This is a genomic window from Actinosynnema mirum DSM 43827 (assembly GCF_000023245.1).
GTDB lineage: Bacteria > Actinomycetota > Actinomycetes > Mycobacteriales > Pseudonocardiaceae > Actinosynnema > Actinosynnema mirum.
Genome location: NC_013093.1, coordinates 179952 through 200312, shown reverse-complemented (window position 1 = coordinate 200312; position 20361 = coordinate 179952). Strand labels below are relative to the sequence as shown.

Here is a 20361-nt window from a genome sequence, read left to right as displayed (position 1 = left end):
CAGGTGAAGCGCGCGCTACTGGTCGGAATCGACCGCTACAAGAACTTCCAGCCTCTGGCGGGGTGCGTCAACGACGCCAACGCGGTGAAGCCGCTGCTGGCCCGCAACGAGGACAACAGCCTCAACTTCCACTGCAAGCTCCTGCTCGATGCCGTCGAGAGGGATCAGTTGCTGGAGGAAGTCGACGCGCTTCTCGGCGGCGGGGCCGACTTCGCGCTGCTCTACTTCGCCGGGCACGGTGCCGGAGTCGGCGACGACCTTACGCTCGTGACCACGAACGGGACCCCGCAGAGCCCCGGCGTGAGGTTCGCCGATGTGCTCGAGCGCATCGGCAGGTCGCCGGTCCGGGAGGTGGTGGTGATCCTGGACTGCTGCTTCTCCGGCAACGCGGGCAACGTGCCCGTGCTGGGCGCCGGGTCGGCGTACCTGCGTGAGGGGCTGTCCATCCTGACCGCCAGTCGCGGCGACCAGACCTCCGCCGAGGCCCGCGGACGCGGTGTGTTTTCCACCTACCTGGAGGGCGCGCTCGACGGCGGCGCCTCCGACGTCATGGGCCACGTCACCGTCGCGGGCCTCTACGCCTACCTGTCCGAGCTGTTCGGGGCGTGGGACCAGCGCCCCACCTTCAAGGCCAACGTCGACAGGCTGCAGGACCTGCGCGCCTGCAAATCCGCTGTCCCGCTGGACACCCTGCGGTCGCTGGCCGACTGGTTCCCCACAGCCGAGGCCGAGTTCCCGCTCGACCCGAGCTACGAACCCGACGCGGAGCCGGAGAACCTCGAGCACGAGGACGTGTTCAAGCAACTGCAGGTGTGCCGCGCCAACAAGCTCGTCGAGCCGATCGACACGGACCACATGTACTACGCCGCCATGAACAGCACAGGCTGCAGACTGACCCCGCTGGGCAAGCGCTACTGGCAGCTGGCCGAACGGGAGAACATCTGATGATCATCGGGGTGAGCGGGCACCAGGACCTGCCTGCGTCCGCGCAGGCGCACGCCGAGAAGCGCATCCGCGCGTTGCTGGCCGAACAGGCCGCGCCGGTGACCGGTGTCGGCAGCCTCGCCGAGGGCGCGGACCAACTGTTCGCGCAGCTGGTCCTGGCCGCCGGTGGCAGCCTGCACGTCGTCATCCCCTCACGCGGCTATGAAACCACCTTCGCGGTAGAGGCGCGGTGCCTCTACCGCGAACTGCTCGCGCGTGCGGACACGGTCACCGAGCTGGACTTCCCCGAGCCCGGCGAACAGGCCTACTACGCCGCCGGGCACCACGTCGCCGAGTGCTGCGACCTGCTCGTCGCGGTCTGGGACGGACAACCGGCGCGCGGGCTCGGCGGCACCGCCGACGCCGTCGCGCACGCCCGTGAACTCGGACGCGACGTGATGATCGTGTGGCCCGAGGGCGTACGAAGGACATGATCGCCACCTTCCAGGGGCTGCTGGTGGCGCTGCTGGCGCTGCTGCCCGGCGCGTCCTACACGTTCGCCTACGAACGCGTCGCGGGCGGCTACGGCATCAGCTTCGCCGACCGGCTCGTGCGCTTCCTGGCCTCCTCCGCGCTGTTCCACGCCCTGTTCTCGGGACCGGAGTACCTGCTCTACCGCGACCTGTTCAAGAACAACCGCCTGCAGGGCGGCGGCGTCGACTGGTGGCTCGTCGAAGCCGTCGCCCTCGCCTACGTCCTGGTCCCGGTCGCCGTCGGGGCGCTCCTGGGCTGGGGGCACAAGCACCACAAGAAGTGGGCGGTCCTGCTGGTCGGAAACGCGCCGGAACCACGGGCCTGGGACTACTTCTGGCGCCACACCGACCGCGCCGTGGTCCGCCTCAAGCTCAAGTCCGGCATGTGGTTGGCCGGTCTCTACGGCATGGCTGGCAACGGACGCCGTTCCTACGCCTCGGGCCACCCGGAAGAGGGAGACCTCTACCTGGCAGTAGCCCTCGAGATCAACAATCAGAGTGGCGAGTTGACCTTGACCGATGAACAAGTCACCCCGCTGCCGGGCGCACGCGGCCTGCTCGTGCGCTGGCCCGAGATCGAGTACATCGACATCCAGGAGTACTAGATGGACGACCGCCGACGCACCAACGAGAACACCGCCAAGCCCGATCCCAACCGTACCGACGAGTCGCAGAAACGCGGTGGATACCTCGCCCCGGCGATCCCCTTCGAACTGCCCAAGGCCCCGCCTGGACCGGGTCAGGGCGGTGCTCCCACCACCGATAAGGGCGGCCAGACCGACAAGTAGGTAGCGAGCCACACCGCGTGAGATTGGCACCGCGCCGCGGAGTCCCCCGGACTCGAGGAAGACACACTTTTGACCTGCGACTTTGCACGTCAAGAGTGGCCGTTTTCATTCACTTTGCTTCCCTGCCGCCGAACGCCTCCACCGGGGCAACGCACCTGAACCCGGTGTCATCGTCACACATCGACACCGCAGCATCGTTGAACGACGACGGGGTGGCGCGGTTGAACGGGCTGGTCCACGCGCCGCCCCTCAGCTCTCGGCGGCCCGGCTTGGACTCCGTCGCGCACCACTCCCACACGTTCCCGCACAGGTCGTATACCCCGTACGGGCTCGCGCCGCTCTGGTAGCAGTCGCGGCGGGTCGTCTGGCCCACGCCGTTCTCCCGCACGTTGCACTTCGCCGGGGTCGGCTGGTCACCCCACGGGTAGACCGTGCCGCGGGTTCCTCGTGCTGCTTTCTCCCACTGCTGGGATGTCGGCAGCGCCTTGCCCGCCCACGCCGCGTAGGCCGCTGCGTCCTCCCAGGTCACGAAGACCACCGGGTGGTCCACCAACTCCGCCGGGTGGCGCCCGTCCGGCCAGTGGTGCGGCGGGGCGTGGCCGGTGGCCACGATGAACCTCGCGTAGTCCGCGTTCGACACCGGGTAGACGTCGATGTAGAAGTCCGGGATCCACACCGGGGTGTTGCTCGGGCCGGACAGGAAGACGCTGCCGTCCACCTTCACCATCAGGCTGCCGTCCGCCGGGTGGTGCACCTGGCTGGAGCCGATCGGCTCGACCTGGACGTTCTCCCCCGAGCCTGGCACCAGCGAATCGCCAGTGAGTAAAGAGAACCGTGCCTTCGTGTCGGGATCGCTTCGGGTCAGGCACGTGTCCAGCGCAGCTTGGTTGACCGGGCGCGGTCTGATCGACTCACGCCCTGCCTCCCACTTGGAGATCATCCGCTCGCTGACGCCCAGGTGGGCCGCGAACTCGCGGATGCTCATCCTCTTCGCTTCACGCAGCGCCCGAACTTCCACCCCGGACCAACTCTGCACGGTCGCCATCCGTCTTTTCCTCCCCGCCAGCCCGAAACAGGCTTCTACACTGTCTCGGCCGGAATGTCTTCGTACATCTTCCGCAACTCCCCCAACATCGGGTGACCGCTTTCCCAAGCAACGTCGTCAACCGACAGGATCTCCCGGACACCGGTCGAGGCGTTGGTGGCGAATGCCGCTTCCATCTGGCCCAGATCAGCCAGGGAAAGCGGTTCAGTGGACACCGGTTCGTCAAGCTCCTGGTGCAGCAGGGTCATCGTGATCCCCGCCAGGTAAGCGGCGCGCGGCCACACGATCTGACCGTCTCGCACGAACCCGATGTTCGACGTGGCCACCTCGGAGATGTAGCCGTCGGGGTTCAGGAAGAGCACGTCGTCAAAGCCCTCGCGCTGCGCGGTGCGGCGGCGCTGGAGGGCACCGAACAGGCCGATGTGCTTCACCGTGGGAAGTTCGCGCTGGTAGGACGCTGCCTGCAATCTCATCGGCGATGGGACCTTGTCGGACGCCGAGCGCTTGGTGACGAGGATGTGCGGCGTGGCGTCGGAACCGATGGTGCCCAGGTCGATACCTGGGTCATAGCTGGTCACGCGGACCACGGTGCGGTCCCCGGAATCCGGCAGCGCGGACCGAACGCAGTGGCGCACCATGTCGGTGTCCAATTCCACGTCGAACAGGAGACGGCAATCGCGCGCCAAGCGCTGCAAGTGCAGCGACAAACCGCGCACCTTGCCATCCTCTGCCAACATCGACGTGAAGTGGCCGTAGTTTGTGAGCGCCAGGGCTTTGACCTCTTCCAGGGTCACCGGCGCGCCGTTGAGTTCCATGCCCCCACCATCCCACCCGTTCCCCCGTGCTTGAAGCCCCGGAGCAGCCAAGTTCGGTGAAAGTTCAGCGGTACAGGTTCAGTGAAAGTTCAGTGAGCCCTTTTCATCCTGGGCTGGATGCGTTGCCGTGTAGTGCTTCTTGCTGATCACAGGTTGATGAGCATCGGCGTGGCTCCGCCCGGACATGGCGAAGCCCCTGGTAGCAGAGCTATCGACCAAGAAAGTTCTGCACCGCCAGGGGCTTCACGTGCTGTTCTACCGTGCCGCGCTGCCGTTGTCACATCAGACCCTGACCTTCGTGTCCGGGCTGGTCCGCGCCCACCGCAAGCAGCTCGGATCGGTGTGGCGCAAGCTCAACCCAGGACAACAAGCCCTGCTGGTGCTGGTGTACCTGCGCAAAGGCGAGACCTTCGCCGATCTCGCCGCCGGGTTCGCGGTCTCGACCTCCACCTGCTGGCGCTATGTCAACGAGACCGTCGAACTGCTCGCCCAGCGGTCCCCGAAGCTCCGAGAAGCGCTGCGCAAGGCGAAACGCCAGGGCATGGCCCACGTGGTGATCGACGGCACGCTCATCCCGATCGACCGGATCGCCGCCGACCGCCCCTTCTACTCCGGCAAGCACAAGATCCATGGAGTGAACCTGCAGGTGATCGCGTCCCCGGACGGCACGATCCTGTGGGTGTCCGGCGACTTGCCCGGCAGCACCCACGACACCGCCGCCGCCCGGATCTGGAACATCCTCGCCGCCCTGCGCCACGCCGGGCTGATCGCCCTGGGCGACAAGGGCTACCACGCCTACGACCCGACCGACCGCCACGTGATCACCCCTTACAAGGGCCGCAACAAACCTGAATCACAGAAGGACGCCAACCGCGCCCATGCCCGCCTGCGCGGCCCCGGCGAACGCGCCAACGCCCAGCTCAAGACCTGGCGCATCCTCCGCAAACTCCGCTGCTGCCCCCGCCGCGCCGGCCGACTGGCCAAAGCCATCCACGTCCTACAGAACTACGAGGCCACCACAGGATGAAAAAGGCTCAGTGAGCGGGGCGTAGTCGGGCAGTTCTGCAATAGCTATCCGACGGTCAGGCTTGAAGTGCAAGCAGCCGACGCCACCGGAAAGGCCCGCTCATGCTCTTCGCTCGGAACTTCCCTCGCCTACCACCCGCTCCAACTCAGCGACCCGCTCCCGCAGGTCTTCCATCGCTGCGGCAAGCTCGGCCACGGTCGGCTCCGGACGGGCAGCGCCATCGGACGGCGTTCGCCCGTCCCGGACGGCAGCCAGGTGCTCGCGCGGCCACCCCAGCGCTTCGGACACCGCCGCGAGGGTGCGCGGGCGCGCGTTGGTCGCCTTGGCCTTCTGGAGCAGCCGCAGCGCGGCGACGCTCACCCCGGAGCGCTCCGCCAGCTCCTGCTGCTTCATCCCGCGATCGCTCAACCGAGCGTTGATCGCGGTGGCGACGCCTTCCCAGTCGGGTATCAACACAGCCTCCCATTAGCGCTTTTACCAGCGATAACCCTAGCGCTGGGCGCTGCCCAAACCGATGCCACCAGCACGGTTCACCCATTTGGAGGTATACGTCTCCGCCAACAACAGCGCTACTGTTAGCGCCACTGCAAGCGATGAACGGTTGAGGAGGAACCCGGTGAACACCCCAGCCACGTACCCCGACGGCCTCACGTGGGCTGTCCTGAACGCCCTTCAGGAGCAGGTCTCGCGTGAGGACGTCCCGGCCGCCGAGCCGACCTCTGCGCTGGTCAGCGGTGAGGCGCAGATGCGCCGGAACCTGCGCGTCCTGCGCCGGGCGCTCAACGGCGTGACGGCCCACCACGGCGTCGGCCTGATGCAGGCCGTCGCCGAGCTGCGCGAGACGTTCCCGCACCTGCTGGTGACCACCGCCGAGGACAGCTCCCAGGTGGAGCCCATCGCGTCGCCCGCCGTCCGGCGGGTGGCCTGACGACGCCGAATCCCGGAGAGGAACTGCCGTGATCACGACGAACTGCCGAGGCTGCGGCGAGATCGCCGACTGCGACATCAACGAGCTGTGCGACTACTGCGCCAACGACCCGGAGATCAACCCCGACCTCTGCGACGAGTGCGGTGGCTTCGGGTGCGAGTGGTGCACCGAGATCTACGAGTGATTTCGCCCGGACCGGCGGCTGTCCCGCCAAGAACTCCCGCCGGTCCGGTTCCCACCCAACACGCCCCGAGGGGCGGGTCAGGAGAACCAAGCATGTCCAGCCGGACGCGAACCCACAAGCCACCCGCCGAGGTGTCGCCGGGCGAGTCCCACCTCACGGTGCCCACGGTGGCGGGGGTGCTGCGATGACCAGCGCCTACCCTCCCCAGCTCGACCGCCTCGCCATGAAGGTCGACAAGCTCGCCGACGACCACGGCCGTCTCCCCTCGCGCAACGAGGTGATGCGCACCTTCAAGGTCGGCGGCCCCAAGGCCAAGGCCGCGCTGGACGCGGTCAAGGCCATGCGATCCGCAGGGTTCGTGGCGGGCACCAGTCTGGTCACGTCCCCCACTCGGCGGCTGCACTCCGTGCCCACCCCGGATGAGGGCACCGCAGAGGACACCACCGAGTTCGGCACCGAGCACGACGCCGCCCCGGCCGCTGAGCACGCCGAGCCTGCGAGCGCCCCAGCCGACATCACCACCAGCACCACGGTGGACGCGGTGGTCCCCACTCCGGCGACCAGGGCTGAGCCAGCCCCGTCCACCCAGGTCAGCACCCTCGCAGACCTGGGCACGCCCCACGTCCCGACCGGCGGCGCGGTGGAGCAGGGCAGGGTCCGGGGTGCGTGGGCGGTGCTCACCAACCGCACCGCCGAGCCCCGGCAGGCGCGCCAGGTCCGGCCGTGGCCGGTGCTGGTGATCGCGCTCGGCGCGTTCGTCGCCATCTGGGGCGGCTGGGTGGAGCTGGGCAAGCTCACCGGGTTCGGCGAGATCACCCCGCTGCCCGGCATCGCGGACGGCTGGACCATCGACTCCGCGATCACGCTCCCGCTCGGGGTCGAGGCGTACGCGGCGTTCGCGCTGCGGGTCTGGCTCTCCGACACCACCAGGTCCGGGCGCGCCCGCCGGTTCGCCAAGTGGTCCGCGCTCGGCGCGCTGGTGCTCGGCGCGGCCGGACAGGTCGCCTACCACCTCATGTCCGCCGCCGGGCTGACCTCCGCCCCGTGGCAGATCACCACGGCGGTGTCCTGCCTCCCGGTCATCGTGCTCGGGCTCGGCGCTGCCCTGGCGCACCTGATGCACAACGGCGACCAGGAGGTGACCCGATGAGCCTGCCTACCGCGAGGAGCACCCCCGACCCCGACGAGAACAACGTGGTCCACCTGGCCGACGCACGCGCCAGGGCTGCCGCGACCGAACCGACCGCCGTGGTGGAGCGGGCGCCGGAGGTCCTGGACGCCGAGGTGGTGGAGGACGACGCCCCGACCGAGCTGGTGCAGGTCGACCAGCCGGACAGCTCGGACGACTCCACCTGGGTGTCCCGGCTGCGGGAGACCGAGCGGCTGCCGATCATCCCCGGCTACCTGCGCACGCTGTCCGAGGTGCGGCAGACCGCCGCGTGGGTGGGCAGGCACTACGCCCACGCCACCGGCTACCACGCGGCGCGTACCCCGCTGTACCTGCTCAAGCTCGCCGCGCGGTCCCCACAGGGCGCGTTGCTGCTCATGGCAGCGACCGGCCGGTGGGTAGCTGATGCCGAGGGACGTCCGCTGCGGCGGGAGATGGCGGTCAGGGGTGAGGCGGAGAAGTACCTCCGCCTGGTGCAGGAGCGGAACGCGCGGGTCCGGTTCCGGACTGTCCTGCTGGCGGCCGGGTCGGCACTCGGCGTGGTGCTGCTGGTGCTGTTGCCCGGTGTCGCGCCCGAATGGGTGTGGTGGGTCTGCGTCACCGCAGCGCTGGCGGTACTGGGCAAGCTCGGCACGCCGCAGGACCGGCCGGTCGCCGGGCGTGCCGTGGTCGGGCCGCAGGCTCAGAAGCTCACCAGTGACGTGGTGGTGCGGGCGCTGTCCTCCCTCGGCATCGGCGGGATCAACCAGGCCGTGGGCAAGAACGCCCACGCGATCGGGTTCACCGCGCCCATCACCCGCGACGGCCCCGGCTGGCGGGCGGACGTGGAACTACCGCCGGGCGTGACCGCCACCGAGGTGGTGGAGAAGCGGGACAAGCTCGCGTCCGGGCTGGGGCGTCCGCTGGGTTGCGTGTGGCCGGAGAACAACGCCAGCGGCCACCCCGGTCAGCTCGTGCTGTGGGTCGGGGACCGGGACATGTCCAAGGCCAAGCAGCCCGCGTGGTCACTGCGGCGCGGTGGCGCGGTCGACCTGTTCAAGCCGCAGCCGTTCGGCACGGACGTGCGCGGCCGGTGGGTCGAGGTCACGCTCATGTTCGTCGCCGGGATCATCGGCGCGATCCCCCGCATGGGCAAGACGTTCACGCTCCGGGAGCTGCTGCTCATCGCCGCGCTCGACCCGCGCTCCGAGCTGCACTCCTACGACCTCAAGGGCACCGGCGACCTGTCGCCGCTCGCCCCGGTGTGCCACCGGTACCGGGCCGGTGACGACCCGGAGGACTTGGAGTACGCGGTAGCCGATCTTCGGGCACTGCGGCAGGAACTCCGGCGGCGCACCAAGGTGATCCGGGAGCTGCCCAAGGACCTGTGCCCGGAGAACAAGGTCACGACCGAGCTGGCGTCGAAGAGGTCGCTGCGGTTGCACCCGATCGTCATCGGCGTGGACGAGTGCCAGGTGTGGTTCGAGCACCCGGAGTTCGGCGCGGAGGTCGAGGAGATCTGCACCGACCTGGTGAAGCGCGGTCCGGCCACCGGGATCGTGCTGCTGCTGGCGACCCAGCGGCCCGATTCCAAGTCGATCCCCACGCAGATCAGCGACAACGCGGTGCTGCGGTTCTGCCTCAAGGTCACCGGGCAGATGGCGAACGACATGGTGCTGGGCACCAGCAGCTACCGCAACGGCGAGCGGGCCACCCAGTTCTCTTTCTCCGACAAGGGGATCGGGCTGCTGAAGGGCGTCACCGACGAGACGAAGACGGTCAAGGGCGTCTACGTGGACGGGCCCGGCGCGGAGACCATCGCGGGCCGCGCTCGTGCGCTGCGGACGGCCGCCGGGTTGCTCACCGGGTACGCCGCCGGTCTGGACGCCGAGGTGGTCGACGGGGACGTGACGTCCACGCTGCTGCCGGACGTGCTGGCCGCGATGGGCTCGGCGGACAAGATGTGGTCCGAGTCCATCGTGGAGCGGTTGGCCGAGCTGCGGCCCGGTGCCTACGGGCAGTGGGCCGACCAGGACGGCAAGGGCCGCGCGGTGCAGCTCGCTGCGGCGCTCAAGCCGCACGGGGTCAGCACCGGCCAGGTCTGGGGTACCGACGCGGACGGCAAGGGCGCCAACCGTCGGGGCCTCACCCGCGCCGACGTCGCCGCAGCCGTGACGGACAGTGCCAGCAAGTAGCCGCCGGGAGCGGCTGCGGGCGCGCGCTAGGTCTAGCACCCAGCCCCGCTAGACCTAGCGCCCCCGCTAGCGCCTCACAACCACGCTGATCAGCGCCCTAGCTCCTAGCGGCGCAGGTCGAGCGCACCCGAAAAACGCTTCGGAGGCCACCTGTGGACCCCCTCACGACGATCATCACCACTCCCGCGCTGCTCATCACCGCAATCACCGTGGGTTACCTGCTCACCTGCGCGATCTGGCCGTTCAAGCGCTGCCGGAAGTGCCGGGGCGCGGGCCGCCACCGCTCGCCGGTCATGCGGGCGTACCGCACCTGCGGCCACTGCCGGGGCGACGGCTACCGGCTCCGGATCGGCCGCCACGTGTGGAACGCCCTGACCCGCAACGGCCGTGCCCGCCGGGCCAACCGCAAGAACCGCAAGGACCTCTGACTCCCGCTCCTGGCCGACCGCACCGGGGACGTGACCTCCCCGTCCCCGGTGCGGGGCCACCCAGTCCACTGGAGACACAGCGATGAACGCTGACTACCGACGCCCGTTCTGCGACCCGGACTCCCAACGCCCGTGGAATCGCCCCGCCCACGCCAGCACCGACCCCGTCCGCGCTTGGGCCGAACCGCTGCTGCGCCGCGCCTACGCCGCCGCCCGGCAGCAGCCCGCCGGGTGCTCGCACGGCCCAATCCCCTGCGTCGGGAGCAGGGAGTGGGCCGCGCTGCCCGACACCGACCCCCGCAAGCCCGCCGCCGTGGTGATGGCCGCGCTGGCGCGGGTGGAGGAGAACACCCCGCACGCCATCGCCACCCGTGTCGCCGCCGACTGGGCCGATGCCCAGATGGGCCGCCGGGAACGCGCCCGCGAGGTCGCCCACGCCCCGGACGAGCTGGGGCACATCATCGGGCACCTGCCGTTCTGCCTGTCCGAGCGGCGCAAGCTCACCAGCGAGCTGCCCTGCGCTCACCGCGGCTGCCCGCGGGTGGTCCGCTTCACCCACCCGCTCCCAAACGCCCTGGCGGCCAGGCTGCCCGACACGTCCTGGGTGCGCTGCGACGCCCACGGCGGCACCAAGCGGTTGGGAGTGGCGGCATGAGCGCCGCGCTACGGGCCGTGCCGACCGCACAGCCCGCACCTGGCCACGTGGTTCTCGACCAGGTCCGTGACTTCGTGAAGCGCTTCTCCGTGTTTCCCGACGAGCACTGCGCGCCGACGTTGGCGCTCTGGTACGCGCACACCTGGGTGGCGGACGCCTTCTACACGACGCCACGGCTGGTGCTGTCCTCTCCGGAAGCGGGATCGGGGAAGACGCGCGTGCTGGAGATCGCGCAGCACCTCACCAGGGAACCGGAGATGACGGCCGGTGGTTCGGCTGCCGCGCTCGTGCGGATGGTCGCGGCCGGACCGATCAGCATCCTCATGGACGAGGTCGACACGGTCTTCGGCACGGGCGGGGCGGGCAACGAGGAAGTCCGCCAGATGCTCAACCTCGGGTACAAGCGGACCGCCACGATCCCGAAGACCAAGGGCGACCCGGCGTCGGGGTTCACGGTGGAGCGTCTGCCGATCTTCGCCCCCGCAGCGCTGGCCGGGCTCGCCGGGCGGATGCCCGACACGATCACCACCCGCGCCATCACGATCCACCTGCGCCGCCGCCGGCATGACGAGCCGGTCGAGCCGTACCGGGAGTCCAAAGTGGTCCGGCAGGCCACCCCGATCCGGGAAGCGCTCGGCGACTGGACGGCGAGCATCGGCGAAAACCTGATCGAGGCTGAGCCGGACATGCCGCCGGGTGTGGAGGACCGACCGGCAGAGATCTGGGAACCGCTGCTGGCGATCGCCGACGTGGCCGGCGGGCACTGGCCGGAGACCGCTCGGGCCGCGTGCAGCCACTTCGTGCTCAACCAGAAGTCCACCCAGACGCTCGGCGTTCGTCTACTGGACGACCTGCGCGCGCTGTTCACCGCTGAGGGCACCGAGCGGATGCACACCGCCGAGATCGTGACCCGGCTGCGCGGGCTGGAAGACGCGCCGTGGGCCGACCTGAACGGCAAGCCGCTCGATTCCCGGCAGCTCGCCAGGCAATTGAGCCTCTACCAGGTCGCGCCGCTGACCTTCAAGCACAAGAACACCAATGCCAAGGGCTACGTCACCTATCCCACCAATACCCAGGTAACCCAGGTCGGGCTTGCCGACGCTTGGGCGCGCTACCTGGCTCCCGAGCACAACGGAGGGGCCGTATGAGCACCAACGGTCGCAATGCGGAGATAGCGGAACTGATCGCCAGGTTGACCGTTCTCATGACCGCTTCCCCTGAGCGCCAGGTCCCTGCGCAACGCCCCGCGCCGGTGCGGGTCCTGCTGACCGTGGAGGAAGCCGCCGAACGGCTCGGCATCGGCAAGACCAAGGCTTACGCGCTGGTCAAGGCCGGTTCCCTTGAGTCGGTGCTGATCGGCCGACTGCGGCGCGTCCACGTGGACGCGATCGACCACTACACCGCTCGGCTGGTCGCCGAGCAGTCTTCCGCCCGTCCGGCCGCTTAGGAGAGAAATGCCGCGCGAGAAAAAGGGCCGGAGTGCCAACGGCCGGTCCAGCATCTACTACAGCGAGACGGACCAGAGCTGGCACGGCTGGGTCACGGTCGGCACGAAGGACAACGGCCAGTCCGACCGCAGGCACGTCCGGGGGAAGAACCAGGACGAGGTCTCGGACAAGGTGAGCAAGCTGGAGCGGATGCGCGACCAGGGACGGGTGACAAAAGCCGGGCAGAACTGGACCGTGGAAACCTGGCTGAAGCACTGGCTGGAGAACATCGTGGCTCCGCCGGTCGTCTCCGAGAACGCGTACAGCGCGTACGAAGTGGCGGTGCGGGTGCACCTGGTGCCCGGTATCGGCGCTCATCGGCTGGTGAAGTTGCAGCCGGAGCACCTGGAGAAGCTGTACCGGGCGATCATGCGGAAGAGCACGAAGTTCGGTCCAACCACCAGCTCTTCCACCGCGCACCAGGTGCACCGGACGATCCGGGCCGCGCTGAACGTCGCGGTTCGGCGCAAGCACCTGACCGAGAACCCGGCGTTGGAGGCGCGGGCGCCCAAGCTGGAGGAGACCGAGGTCGAGCCGTACTCGGTCGACCAGGTCAAGGCTCTGCTGGTGACGGCGCTCAAGCGGCGGAACAGCGCGCGGTGGGCGATCGCGCTGGCGCTCGGACTGCGCCAGGGTGAAGCGCTCGGACTGCGGTGGCAGGACGTGGACTTGGAGGTGGGGACGCTCGTGGTCCGCCGCAACCGGCTGCGGCCGAAGTGGAGGCACGGGTGCACCGAGCCTTGCGGCAAGAAGCACGGCGGGTACTGCCCACAGCGGGTGGCGTTGCGGGAGGAGACCGCTGGGACGAAGTCGGCTGCGGGCAAGCGCGGGATGGGTCTGCCCGACGAGCTGGTGAGGCTGCTCAGGGTGCACCGGGACGTGCAGGCGCGGGAGCGTGAGCGGGCCGCTGAGCTGTGGACGGACACGGGGTACGTCTTCACCACCCCGACCGGTGGGCCGCTCAACCCGAGGTCGGACTACGACGAGTGGAAGCGGCTGCTGGACATCGCCAAGGTCCCGGACGGACGGCTGCACGACGCCCGGCACACCGCAGCGACCGTGCTCCTGCTGCTGGGCGTTCCCGAGCGGACCGTCATGGGGATCATGGGCTGGTCCAACACCGCGATGGCCGCGCGCTACCAGCACGTCACCGCAGCGATCCGGCTGGACGTGGCTCAGCGGGTCGGAGGATTGCTCTGGGAGCCCGCTGAGAAGCCCACTGAGCCCCGCGATGAGGGCGAGGAGGGTGATGCCACCGGAGCGCTTATCCCGACCGCCTGACCGGGCAATTGCCACCAGAACTGCAACCAAACGTCAGAGCCCCGGTTGCCATCACTGGCAACCGGGGCTCTGACCTGCGGTGGCGGTGGGATTTGAACCCACGGAGGCTTTCACCTCACACGCTTTCGAGGCGTGCTCCTTCGGCCGCTCGGACACGCCACCGCTAAGAACAATACAAGACCCCCGAACCGCCCCGCGAGGGGGGTGCCCCTAACACGATCAGCCGCTCTCCGGCCACCGTTCGGACGTGTCCCGACCTGCGAAGAAGTCCCGCATCAGCGCCGCGCACTCGGCCTCGCGGACCCCGCCGACCACCTCGGCCCGGTGGTTGAGCCTGCGGTCGCGGACCACGTCCCACAGGGAGCCCGCCGCGCCCGTCTTCGGCTCCCACGCGCCGAACACCACGCGGTCCACCCGCGCCAGCACCAGGGCGCCCGCGCACATCGCGCACGGCTCGACCGTCACCGCCAGGGTGCAGCCGCCCAGCCGCCAGCCGTCGCCGAAGACCGCCGCCGCCGCGCGCAGGGCCAGGACCTCGGCGTGCGCGGTCGGGTCGCCCAGGCGCTCGCGCGCGTTGCAGGCCCGCGCCAGCTCCGCGCCGTCCGGGCCGAAGACCGCCGCGCCGATCGGGATGTCCTCGCCCGCGCCCGCCGCCGCCTCCAGGGCGGCGCCGACCATCGCGTCGTACGGCGCGGTGATCACGCCTGGAGGGTGTCCAGCAGGCGGGTGAACTCCTCGCCGAAGCCGATCCGCTGGGCGATCATCTGCAGCTGCTCGTCCGGGTACAGGTCGACCTCGTCGACGATCACCTGCAGCTCGTGCTTCGGCATCCCCAGGTCCGCCAGGACCGCGAGGTCGCCCTCGGGCCACAGCTCCTCGTCCTCCTCGTCGGGAGGGTCGACGCGCAGCAGGTCCAGCACGTCGGCGGCGATGTCGTAGTCCAGGGCCGCCGCCGCGTCGGACAGCAGCAGCGACACCCCGCCCGGCACCGGGCGCAGCACGATGAAGAACTCGTCGTCCACCGCCAGGAGCCCGAACACCGCGCCCGTGGAGCGCAGCCCCCGCAACTGGGTGATCGCCGCGTCCAACTCCGACAGCGCGTCGCCGTCCAGGGTGCTGCACCGCCAGCGGTTGTCCTCCCGGACGACCGCGACCGCGAAGCCGTGCACCGGCGGCTCCTGCTCAGGCATGTGCACACCGTAGGGCCACCGGCCCTCACCCGGTAGCACAGCCCCCGCGCGGAACGCCCCGGACTGCCACTATCGGGGGATGAGCACACCCGCGCCCAGCCCGTCCGAGCACACCGAGGACCCGCGCTTCACCGGCCTGTCCGAGGAGGCCCGCGCGCTCCAGCCGCGAACCGTGGCGCTGCGCAGGCAGGTGCACCGGCACCCCGAGCAGGGGCTGGACCTGCCGAGGACGCAGGCCGCGGTGCTGCACGCGCTGGAGGGCCTGCCGCTGGAGATCACCACCGGCACGACCTCGTCCTCGGTGGTGGCGGTGCTGCGCGGGGAGCGGCCGGGGCCGACGGTGCTGCTGCGCGGGGACATGGACGCGCTGCCCGTGCAGGAGGAGACCGGGCTGGACTACGCCTCCGAGGTGCCGGGCGCCATGCACGCGTGCGGGCACGACGCGCACGTGGCGATGCTCGCCTCGGCCGCCCGGCTGCTGTCGGGCAGGCGGGACGCGCTGGCGGGCCAGGTCCTGTTCATGTTCCAGCCCGGCGAGGAGGGCCACCACGGGGCCCGGTTCATGCTGGAGGAGGGCCTGCTCGACGCGGCGGGGGCGCGGCCGGTGAAGGCGCTGGCGCTGCACGTGTCGGCGACGGTCGCCTCCGGCGTGGTGCTGACCCGGCCGGGGCCGATGATGGCCTCGGCGGACACCTTCCGGGTGCTCGTGCGCGGGCGCGGCGGGCACGGCGGGATGCCGCACGACGCGCTCGACCCGGTGCCCGCGGCGGCGGCGATGGTGGGCGCGCTCCAGACCATGGTGGCCCGGCGGGTCAGCGTGCACCGGCCCGCGGTGGTGACGGTGGGCCGGATCGAGGCGGGCACCACGAACAACGTCATCCCGGAGACCGCCCTGCTGGAGGGCACGATCCGGACCCTGTCCGAGGAGACCCGGACCCTGGTCCACCGGGAGCTGGTGGCGGTGTGCGAGCACGTCGCCGCCGCGCACGGCTGCGCCGCCGAGGTGGAGGTGACGCCCGGCTACCCGGTCACGGTCAACGACGCCGAGGTCGCGCCGCGGCTGCTGGAGCTGGCGTCGACCGTGCTGGGCCCGCGCTGGGTCGCCGAGGCCGAGGACCCGCTGATGGGCGCCGAGGACTTCTCCTACGTGCTGCGCGAGGTGCCGGGCGCCATGGCGTTCCTGGGGGCCTGCCCGCGCGGGGTGGACCTGGCGCGCGCCGAGCCGAACCACTCGGGCCGGGCCCTGTTCGACGAGGCCGCGCTGGAGCACGGGGTGGTGGTCTACAGCGCGTTCGCGCTGGACGCCCTGCGGTGACGCGGGGTGCGGTGCGGGGCGGCGCCGCCCCGCACCGCACCGGGGTCGTGGCACCGGCGCTCGCCGTCACCGACCGTGTGCGGGCAGGATGGTCCCCGTGCGTGAGCTGTGCGTGGTCGGGTTGGGGTTGATCGGCGGTTCGGTGCTGCGGGCGGCGGTGGCCGCCGGGTGGACCGCCTGGGGCGCCACGGCGTCCGAGGAGGACGCCGGGACGGCGCGCGCCGACGGGTTCGACGTGGTCGACCTGGTCGAGGCGCTGGCCCGCGCCCAGCGCTCGGACGCCTTGGTGGTGCTGGCGGTGCCGCTGCCCGCCGTGGAGCGGGTGCTGCGGATGCTGCCCGCCGGGGTGCGGCTGACCGACGTGGTGAGCGTGAAGGGCCCGGTGGCCGACCTGGTGGGCCGCTGCGCGCCGTCGGCCCGGTACGTGGGCGGGCACCCGATGGCGGGCACCTCCGCGTCGGGCTGGGCGGCGAGCGACGTGGCGCTGTTCCGGGGCGCGGCGTGGGTGGTGGCGGCCGAGGACGGGTGCGACCTGGACGTGCTGGGCGACGTGGTGCGGCTGGCGCTGGCGGTGGGCGCGCACGTGGTGCCGACCGACGCGGACGAGCACGACGTGGCGGTGGCGCGGGTGTCGCACCTGCCGCACGTGCTGGCGGCGGTGCTGGCCAGCGTGGGCGCGGAGGGCGGGCCGCTGGCGCTGGCGCTGGCCGCCGGGTCGTTCGGCGACGCGACGCGGGTGGCGGGCAGCGACCCGGACCTGGTGCGCGCGATGTGCGAGGGCAACCGGAACGCGCTGCTGGGCGCGGTGGACGACGCGCTGGGCCGGTTGGGCGCGGCGCGCGGGTCGCTGGCGTCCACGGGCGGGCTGGCGAAGACGATCGACGCCGGGCACGCGGCGCGCGGGCGGTTGGACGCGCTGCGCGCGGACGAGGGCGCCGAGGTGACCGTGGACCTGGCCGCGCGGGACGCCCGCGAGGCGCTGCGCGCGGTGGGCGCGCGCGGTGGGCGCGTGGTGGCGCTGGACGGCACGACCGCGCTGGCGAGGACCTTCTGACGTGCGCCTGCCCGTGGCGGCTAACGCCGCCACGGGGGTGCTGCTGGTCGGCGCCGTGGTGGTGATGCGCGAGCTGTCCGCGCCGGGCGGCGTGCCGGAGCTGGCCGAGCGCGCCCGGTACCTGACCTCGCCCGCCGCTCCCCCGCCGCCCTCGGGCCTGCGGGCCTCGGCCCTGGACCCCTCCAGCGCGCGGGTGTCGTGGGACGCGCCCACCGAGCGGGTGGCCGCCGGGTACGAGGCGCGGTGGGGCGACCTGGTGCGGCACGTGCCCGGCCCCGAGGTGGAGCTGACCGGTCTCGACCCGGACGCGCGGAGGCGGGTGGAGGTGCGGGCGGTCGGCGCGCGGGGCGCCCGGTCGGCCGCCGCCGAGGTGGCGGTCACGCCCGGCGCGGACGCCGCGAGCCCGGTGACCCTGCCCGGTGCGCCGCTGCGGGCGTTCGACGGGCCCGAGTCGGTGCGCCCCGACCTGTGGCGGGTGCTGCGCGACCCGGTGCCGCAGCACACCGGCGAGTGCGTGCGCGGCGGCCCTGGGCGGCTGCTGCCCGCCTGCCGCACCGCGGACCTCCAGTCGAACACGCCGCTGGTGCTGCGCGAGCGGCCCGAGGACGGGCTGCGCGGCCGGGTCGTGCCGGAGGCGGCGGGCCCGGTGGGCGACAGCGCGCTGTCGCTCGCGCTGGTGCCCGACCGCGGGCGGGACCTGGGCGCGCTGGACGTCGAGCGGTGGCCGTCCGGCTCGGTGGTCATGACCGTGCGGGACGGGGGCGCGGTGCTGCGCGCGGCCAGTGGCGAGCAGACGGTCTCGGAGCGGACCGCGTCGCTCTCGGCCGGGGTGCGGCACCGCTGGGAGGTGCTGGTGCGCGAGTCGTCGGTGGTGGCGCTGCGGGACGGCGAGGTCGTGGCCGAGCTGGGCGGGATCACCCTGTCGAGTCGGTTCTGGCCCCGGTTGGCGCTGCGCGAGGACGCACGGGTGGAGCTGACCGCCTTCGGCAGCGCGGGCGCGCCCGCCGAGCTGTCACCGGAGCGGGTGGTCCCGCTGCGGTTGGACGGGGTGGACGCGACGACGGGCATGACCCGGTTGTCGACCGACGCGGACCGGGTCGGCGGGCTCCAGGATCACCGGGCACCTGGTGGTGACCGGCGGGGAGGTCGGGGCGCCCGTCCTGGACTCCTGGTCGCCTCCCCTCCCCGCGACGCCCCCGGTGCGGACGCGGTTCGCCCGCGACGGCGACCGGGTGCGCCTGGTGGTGTCGCTGCTGGACCCGCTGGCGCGCGAGCTGCTGCCGCTGCGGGAGCTGCGGGTGGACCTGGACGGCGAGCGGCTCGCGGTGGTGCCGCTGGGCGGCTCGGTCGGCGGGGTGCACGAGTTCGAGGTGTCCGGGGTGGAGCCCGGCGGGCACCGGGTGCGGGTCGAGGTGGAGCCGGAGCAGCTGGACCTCGCGACCACGGTGCGGGAGACCGAAGTCACCCAGTCGCTGCCGCCCCGCTAGGTCTCGACCGCGCAACGGGCGAGTGACCTGGCTCACCCCCACCCCTAGCGTGGGGCCGTGGACCGTCGCAGGATCGGTTTCTTCGCCGCGGGCGCGGTGCTGTTCGCGGGTGTGGTCGTCGTGCTGCGCGGGGGCGGCGCCCCCGGTCCGGCGGACGCCGGGATCACCACGCAGCCACCGCCGCCGACCTCGCTGACGGCGTTCGCCTCGGACGGGGTGCTCGCACCCTCCCCCGGCTCGGTCCCGGACCCGCCTGAGGGGCTGGAGGCCGCGCCGGGACCGGGCAGCCTGGTCGTGACCTGGACCGGCGGGGCCCCCGGCTACGAGGTGCGCTGGGGCCTCGGCGACGTGTCGCGCACCCGGCTGGTGACCGGGTCGCTGGTGGAGCTGCGGCTGGCCGACGGGCTGGAGCAGCGGGTCGAGGTGCGCGCGGTGGACGGGTTCGGCCAGCGCTCCGCGCCCGCGTCGGTCTCCGGCGCGCCGGGGCCGGTCGGGGTGTCCGAGCCGGGCGCCTACCACCTGGTGGACCGGTTCGAGGGGGCGTCCGCGCCCGATCCGGCGCGCTGGCGGCTCACCGCCAGGCCCGGCTGCGCGCGGGCGGGCGCGGGCTCGGACGAGGAGGCTGCGGCGCTGGTCGTGGCCACCACCTGCGCGGGCGTGCCCGCCGTGCTGCGCTCGCGCGCGCCGCTGGTGCTGCGCGAGGACGGGGAGGAGCTGGGGCGGTTCGCGGTGGGCGCGGGCGCGCCGATCGCGAACGGCGAGCTGGCGCTGGAGCTGGCGCCCGGCCCGGTGGCCGCGCTGTCCGGGGCCGAGCCGCCGCCGGGGGCGCTGCGGCTGCTGGTGCGGGCCACCGAGGACTCGGTGACCGCGCGGGTGCTGACCGCCGAGGGCGACCGGACGCGGGAGCTGCGCCCGCTGGACGGCGTCGCGCCGGGCACCGGGCACGTGTGGGAGCTGGTGCTGCGCCGGGACGGGGCGCTGGTGCTGCTGGACGGCGAGCCGGTGGCCACCAGCCCGGTCGTGCCCGCGTGGCGGGAGGCGACCGCGCTGATCTCGGTGTCCGGGCCGATCGGGCAGCGGGTCCCGGTGTGGCTGGCCGGGCTGGGCGGCGCGCCGTCCACCGCTCCCCCGCTGGTGGGGCCGGTGCGGGTGGAGGTGACGCCGCAGGGCGGCGAGGCCGGGTCGGGGGTGGGCGCGCCCGCCGGGCAGCTGCGGCTGACGGTGTCGCACACCCTGTCCCGCGAGCGCGACGCGCCGCTGGTGGCCCTGGTGTCCGGGGTGCCGGTGCCGCTGCGGCGCGCCGTCGACGGGGCCCCGGTCCGGGCGGACACCGGCCTCCCGCTGGTGGGGGACGTGCCCGCCGGGGTGGCCTCGGTGTCGCCCGACGGGGTGGTCGGGGTGCGGCTGGACCTGGGGTTCGACGCCACCGCGACGCACGCCGAGCTGGAGCTGGGGCCGGGCGGGGCGGTGCCCGTCGCGGCCAACCCCGAACCGGGGCCGCCGCAGAGCGCGCTGCCCCGGCCGTCCGCGCGGGTGCTGGACGCGTCGGGCCGCCCGCTGCCGCCGGGCACGCCGGTGCCGCGCGGCCGGGTGGTGGTCGAGGTGGAGCTGGTGGGCGCGCCCGCCCAGCACGGGCTGGCCGGGCTCGCCGGGTTCGGGCTGTGGCTGGACGGGACGCGGATCGCCTCGGTGCCCACGGCGGTCGGGGGGCCCGCGGTGGCCGGGACCTACCGGGTGGCGGTGAACACCGGGGCGCTGCCGGGCGGGCCGCTCTCGGAGGGCCCGCACATGGTGGAGGCGCGGCTGTTCGGCACTTCGGGGTCCACGCGGCCCACCTCGGCTTTCGCCTCGTTCTTCGCCGCTCGGTGACAAGATGGT

General features: G+C 72.2%; 23 protein-coding genes, 1 tRNA gene and 1 pseudogene. 18 read left to right on the top strand and 7 right to left on the bottom strand.

The window, feature by feature from the left end; all coding sequences use genetic code 11:
- Window positions 1-3 precede the first annotated feature (3 nt).
- The 4 genes from AMIR_RS00955 to AMIR_RS38600 are packed head-to-tail and all read left to right on the top strand — an operon-like array spanning window position 4 to window position 2245.
- Window positions 4-945: a caspase family protein gene (locus tag AMIR_RS00955; protein ID WP_012782823.1), complete on the top strand. Its 942-nt coding sequence runs from the start codon at window positions 4-6 to the stop codon at window positions 943-945.
- Window positions 945-1418 (top strand): type 2 periplasmic-binding domain-containing protein, encoded by a 474-nt coding sequence (locus tag AMIR_RS00950; protein ID WP_012782822.1) that lies wholly within the window; start codon window positions 945-947, stop codon window positions 1416-1418. The genes AMIR_RS00955 and AMIR_RS00950 overlap by 1 nt, the downstream gene beginning before the upstream one ends.
- Window positions 1391-2062, top strand: coding sequence for a DUF6338 family protein (locus AMIR_RS00945; protein WP_143760607.1), 672 nt, complete (start codon window positions 1391-1393; stop codon window positions 2060-2062). Before AMIR_RS00950 ends, AMIR_RS00945 begins: the two co-directional genes overlap by 28 nt.
- Window positions 2063-2245: a hypothetical protein gene (locus AMIR_RS38600; RefSeq protein WP_012782820.1), complete on the top strand. Its 183-nt coding sequence runs from the start codon at window positions 2063-2065 to the stop codon at window positions 2243-2245.
- A 109-nt stretch (window positions 2246-2354) separates the two neighbouring features.
- On the opposite strand, the gene AMIR_RS00940 is transcribed toward AMIR_RS38600, so the two are convergent.
- From AMIR_RS00940 to AMIR_RS00935, 3 genes and pseudogenes are all read right to left on the bottom strand, one after another.
- Complete coding sequence (locus tag AMIR_RS00940; RefSeq protein ID WP_425358900.1) at window positions 2355-3050, bottom strand: formylglycine-generating enzyme family protein; 696 nt, start codon at window positions 3048-3050, stop codon at window positions 2355-2357.
- Window positions 3051-3122: 72 nt separating this feature from the next.
- Window positions 3123-3290 (bottom strand): annotated as a pseudogene (locus AMIR_RS43120) (helix-turn-helix domain-containing protein); the annotation flags it as partial.
- A 35-nt stretch (window positions 3291-3325) separates the two neighbouring features.
- A complete protein-coding gene (locus tag AMIR_RS00935) occupies window positions 3326-4105 on the bottom strand; it encodes an aminotransferase class IV family protein (protein WP_012782818.1) in 780 nt (259 codons plus the stop codon).
- A gap of 247 nt (window positions 4106-4352) precedes the next feature.
- Between AMIR_RS00935 and AMIR_RS00930 the strand changes: the two genes are divergently transcribed.
- On the top strand, window positions 4353-5132 hold the full coding sequence (locus AMIR_RS00930) for an IS5-like element ISAmi2 family transposase (protein WP_041836501.1): 780 nt from the start codon (window positions 4353-4355) through the stop codon (window positions 5130-5132).
- 99 nt (window positions 5133-5231) lie between these two features.
- Here AMIR_RS00930 and AMIR_RS00925 read toward each other — a convergent pair whose 3' ends face one another.
- Window positions 5232-5540 carry a helix-turn-helix domain-containing protein gene (locus tag AMIR_RS00925; protein ID WP_245554574.1) on the bottom strand — a complete coding sequence of 103 codons (309 nt, stop codon included), beginning with the start codon at window positions 5538-5540 and terminating at the stop codon, window positions 5232-5234.
- 208 nt (window positions 5541-5748) lie between these two features.
- Between AMIR_RS00925 and AMIR_RS00920 the strand changes: the two genes are divergently transcribed.
- The 9 genes from AMIR_RS00920 (at window position 5749) to AMIR_RS00885 (ending at window position 13437) form a co-directional block, all read left to right on the top strand.
- Entirely contained in the window at window positions 5749-6060 is a 312-nt protein-coding gene (locus AMIR_RS00920) for a hypothetical protein (protein WP_012782815.1), read from the top strand.
- Window positions 6061-6088: 28 nt separating this feature from the next.
- Window positions 6089-6244: a hypothetical protein gene (locus AMIR_RS39870; protein WP_012782814.1), complete on the top strand. Its 156-nt coding sequence runs from the start codon at window positions 6089-6091 to the stop codon at window positions 6242-6244.
- Window positions 6245-6428: 184 nt separating this feature from the next.
- Window positions 6429-7394 carry a hypothetical protein gene (locus tag AMIR_RS00915; RefSeq protein WP_012782812.1) on the top strand — a complete coding sequence of 322 codons (966 nt, stop codon included), beginning with the start codon at window positions 6429-6431 and terminating at the stop codon, window positions 7392-7394.
- On the top strand, window positions 7391-9586 hold the full coding sequence (locus AMIR_RS00910) for a P-loop NTPase family protein (RefSeq protein WP_012782811.1): 2196 nt from the start codon (window positions 7391-7393) through the stop codon (window positions 9584-9586). The genes AMIR_RS00915 and AMIR_RS00910 overlap by 4 nt, the downstream gene beginning before the upstream one ends.
- A 152-nt stretch (window positions 9587-9738) precedes the next feature.
- Window positions 9739-10014 carry a hypothetical protein gene (locus AMIR_RS00905; protein WP_012782810.1) on the top strand — a complete coding sequence of 92 codons (276 nt, stop codon included), beginning with the start codon at window positions 9739-9741 and terminating at the stop codon, window positions 10012-10014.
- An 82-nt stretch (window positions 10015-10096) separates the two neighbouring features.
- A complete protein-coding gene (locus AMIR_RS00900; RefSeq protein ID WP_012782809.1) occupies window positions 10097-10669 on the top strand; it encodes a hypothetical protein in 573 nt (190 codons plus the stop codon).
- Window positions 10666-11817, top strand: coding sequence for a DUF3631 domain-containing protein (locus AMIR_RS00895; protein ID WP_012782808.1), 1152 nt, complete (start codon window positions 10666-10668; stop codon window positions 11815-11817). Before AMIR_RS00900 ends, AMIR_RS00895 begins: the two co-directional genes overlap by 4 nt.
- Window positions 11814-12116 (top strand): helix-turn-helix domain-containing protein, encoded by a 303-nt coding sequence (locus tag AMIR_RS00890; RefSeq protein ID WP_012782807.1) that lies wholly within the window; start codon window positions 11814-11816, stop codon window positions 12114-12116. The genes AMIR_RS00895 and AMIR_RS00890 overlap by 4 nt, the downstream gene beginning before the upstream one ends.
- 7 nt (window positions 12117-12123) lie before the next feature.
- On the top strand, window positions 12124-13437 hold the full coding sequence (locus tag AMIR_RS00885; protein WP_012782806.1) for a tyrosine-type recombinase/integrase: 1314 nt from the start codon (window positions 12124-12126) through the stop codon (window positions 13435-13437).
- A gap of 77 nt (window positions 13438-13514) precedes the next feature.
- Here the strand turns inward: AMIR_RS00885 and AMIR_RS00880 are convergent.
- The 3 genes from AMIR_RS00880 to AMIR_RS00870 form a co-directional block, all read right to left on the bottom strand.
- Window positions 13515-13599: transfer RNA gene (locus tag AMIR_RS00880), tRNA-Ser, on the bottom strand.
- Between the two features lie 57 nt (window positions 13600-13656).
- Entirely contained in the window at window positions 13657-14115 is a 459-nt protein-coding gene (locus AMIR_RS00875; RefSeq protein ID WP_041837248.1) for a nucleoside deaminase, read from the bottom strand.
- Window positions 14116-14135: 20 nt separating this feature from the next.
- Entirely contained in the window at window positions 14136-14627 is a 492-nt protein-coding gene (locus AMIR_RS00870; protein ID WP_049796716.1) for a tRNA adenosine deaminase-associated protein, read from the bottom strand.
- 79 nt (window positions 14628-14706) lie between these two features.
- Between AMIR_RS00870 and AMIR_RS00865 the strand changes: the two genes are divergently transcribed.
- The 4 genes from AMIR_RS00865 (at window position 14707) to AMIR_RS39865 (ending at window position 20352) form a co-directional block, all read left to right on the top strand.
- Window positions 14707-15942: a M20 metallopeptidase family protein gene (locus AMIR_RS00865; RefSeq protein ID WP_012782803.1), complete on the top strand. Its 1236-nt coding sequence runs from the start codon at window positions 14707-14709 to the stop codon at window positions 15940-15942.
- A gap of 97 nt (window positions 15943-16039) precedes the next feature.
- Window positions 16040-16996 carry a prephenate dehydrogenase gene (locus AMIR_RS00860; protein WP_012782802.1) on the top strand — a complete coding sequence of 319 codons (957 nt, stop codon included), beginning with the start codon at window positions 16040-16042 and terminating at the stop codon, window positions 16994-16996.
- Between the two features lies 1 nt (window position 16997).
- A complete protein-coding gene (locus tag AMIR_RS00855; protein ID WP_041836500.1) occupies window positions 16998-18509 on the top strand; it encodes a fibronectin type III domain-containing protein in 1512 nt (503 codons plus the stop codon).
- A 31-nt stretch (window positions 18510-18540) separates the two neighbouring features.
- A complete protein-coding gene (locus AMIR_RS39865; protein ID WP_012782799.1) occupies window positions 18541-20352 on the top strand; it encodes a hypothetical protein in 1812 nt (603 codons plus the stop codon).
- Window positions 20353-20361: the final 9 nt, after the last annotated feature.

What these genes read in the sequence shown, in the direction of transcription:
- AMIR_RS00865 (WP_012782803.1), top strand. Translation starts at nt 14,707, where the DNA reads ATGAGCACACCCGCGCCCAGCCCGTCCGAGCACACCGAGGACCCGCGC.
- AMIR_RS00890 (WP_012782807.1), top strand. Translation starts at nt 11,814, where the DNA reads ATGAGCACCAACGGTCGCAATGCGGAGATAGCGGAACTGATCGCCAGG.
- AMIR_RS38600 (WP_012782820.1), top strand. Translation starts at nt 2,063, where the DNA reads ATGGACGACCGCCGACGCACCAACGAGAACACCGCCAAGCCCGATCCC.
- AMIR_RS00870 (WP_049796716.1), bottom strand. Translation starts at nt 14,627, where the DNA reads ATGCCTGAGCAGGAGCCGCCGGTGCACGGCTTCGCGGTCGCGGTCGTC.
- AMIR_RS00910 (WP_012782811.1), top strand. Translation starts at nt 7,391, where the DNA reads ATGAGCCTGCCTACCGCGAGGAGCACCCCCGACCCCGACGAGAACAAC.
- AMIR_RS00915 (WP_012782812.1), top strand. Translation starts at nt 6,429, where the DNA reads ATGACCAGCGCCTACCCTCCCCAGCTCGACCGCCTCGCCATGAAGGTC.
- AMIR_RS00950 (WP_012782822.1), top strand. Translation starts at nt 945, where the DNA reads ATGATCATCGGGGTGAGCGGGCACCAGGACCTGCCTGCGTCCGCGCAG.
- AMIR_RS00900 (WP_012782809.1), top strand. Translation starts at nt 10,097, where the DNA reads ATGAACGCTGACTACCGACGCCCGTTCTGCGACCCGGACTCCCAACGC.
- AMIR_RS00895 (WP_012782808.1), top strand. Translation starts at nt 10,666, where the DNA reads ATGAGCGCCGCGCTACGGGCCGTGCCGACCGCACAGCCCGCACCTGGC.
- AMIR_RS00935 (WP_012782818.1), bottom strand. Translation starts at nt 4,105, where the DNA reads ATGGAACTCAACGGCGCGCCGGTGACCCTGGAAGAGGTCAAAGCCCTG.
- AMIR_RS00875 (WP_041837248.1), bottom strand. Translation starts at nt 14,115, where the DNA reads ATGGTCGGCGCCGCCCTGGAGGCGGCGGCGGGCGCGGGCGAGGACATC.
- AMIR_RS00885 (WP_012782806.1), top strand. Translation starts at nt 12,124, where the DNA reads ATGCCGCGCGAGAAAAAGGGCCGGAGTGCCAACGGCCGGTCCAGCATC.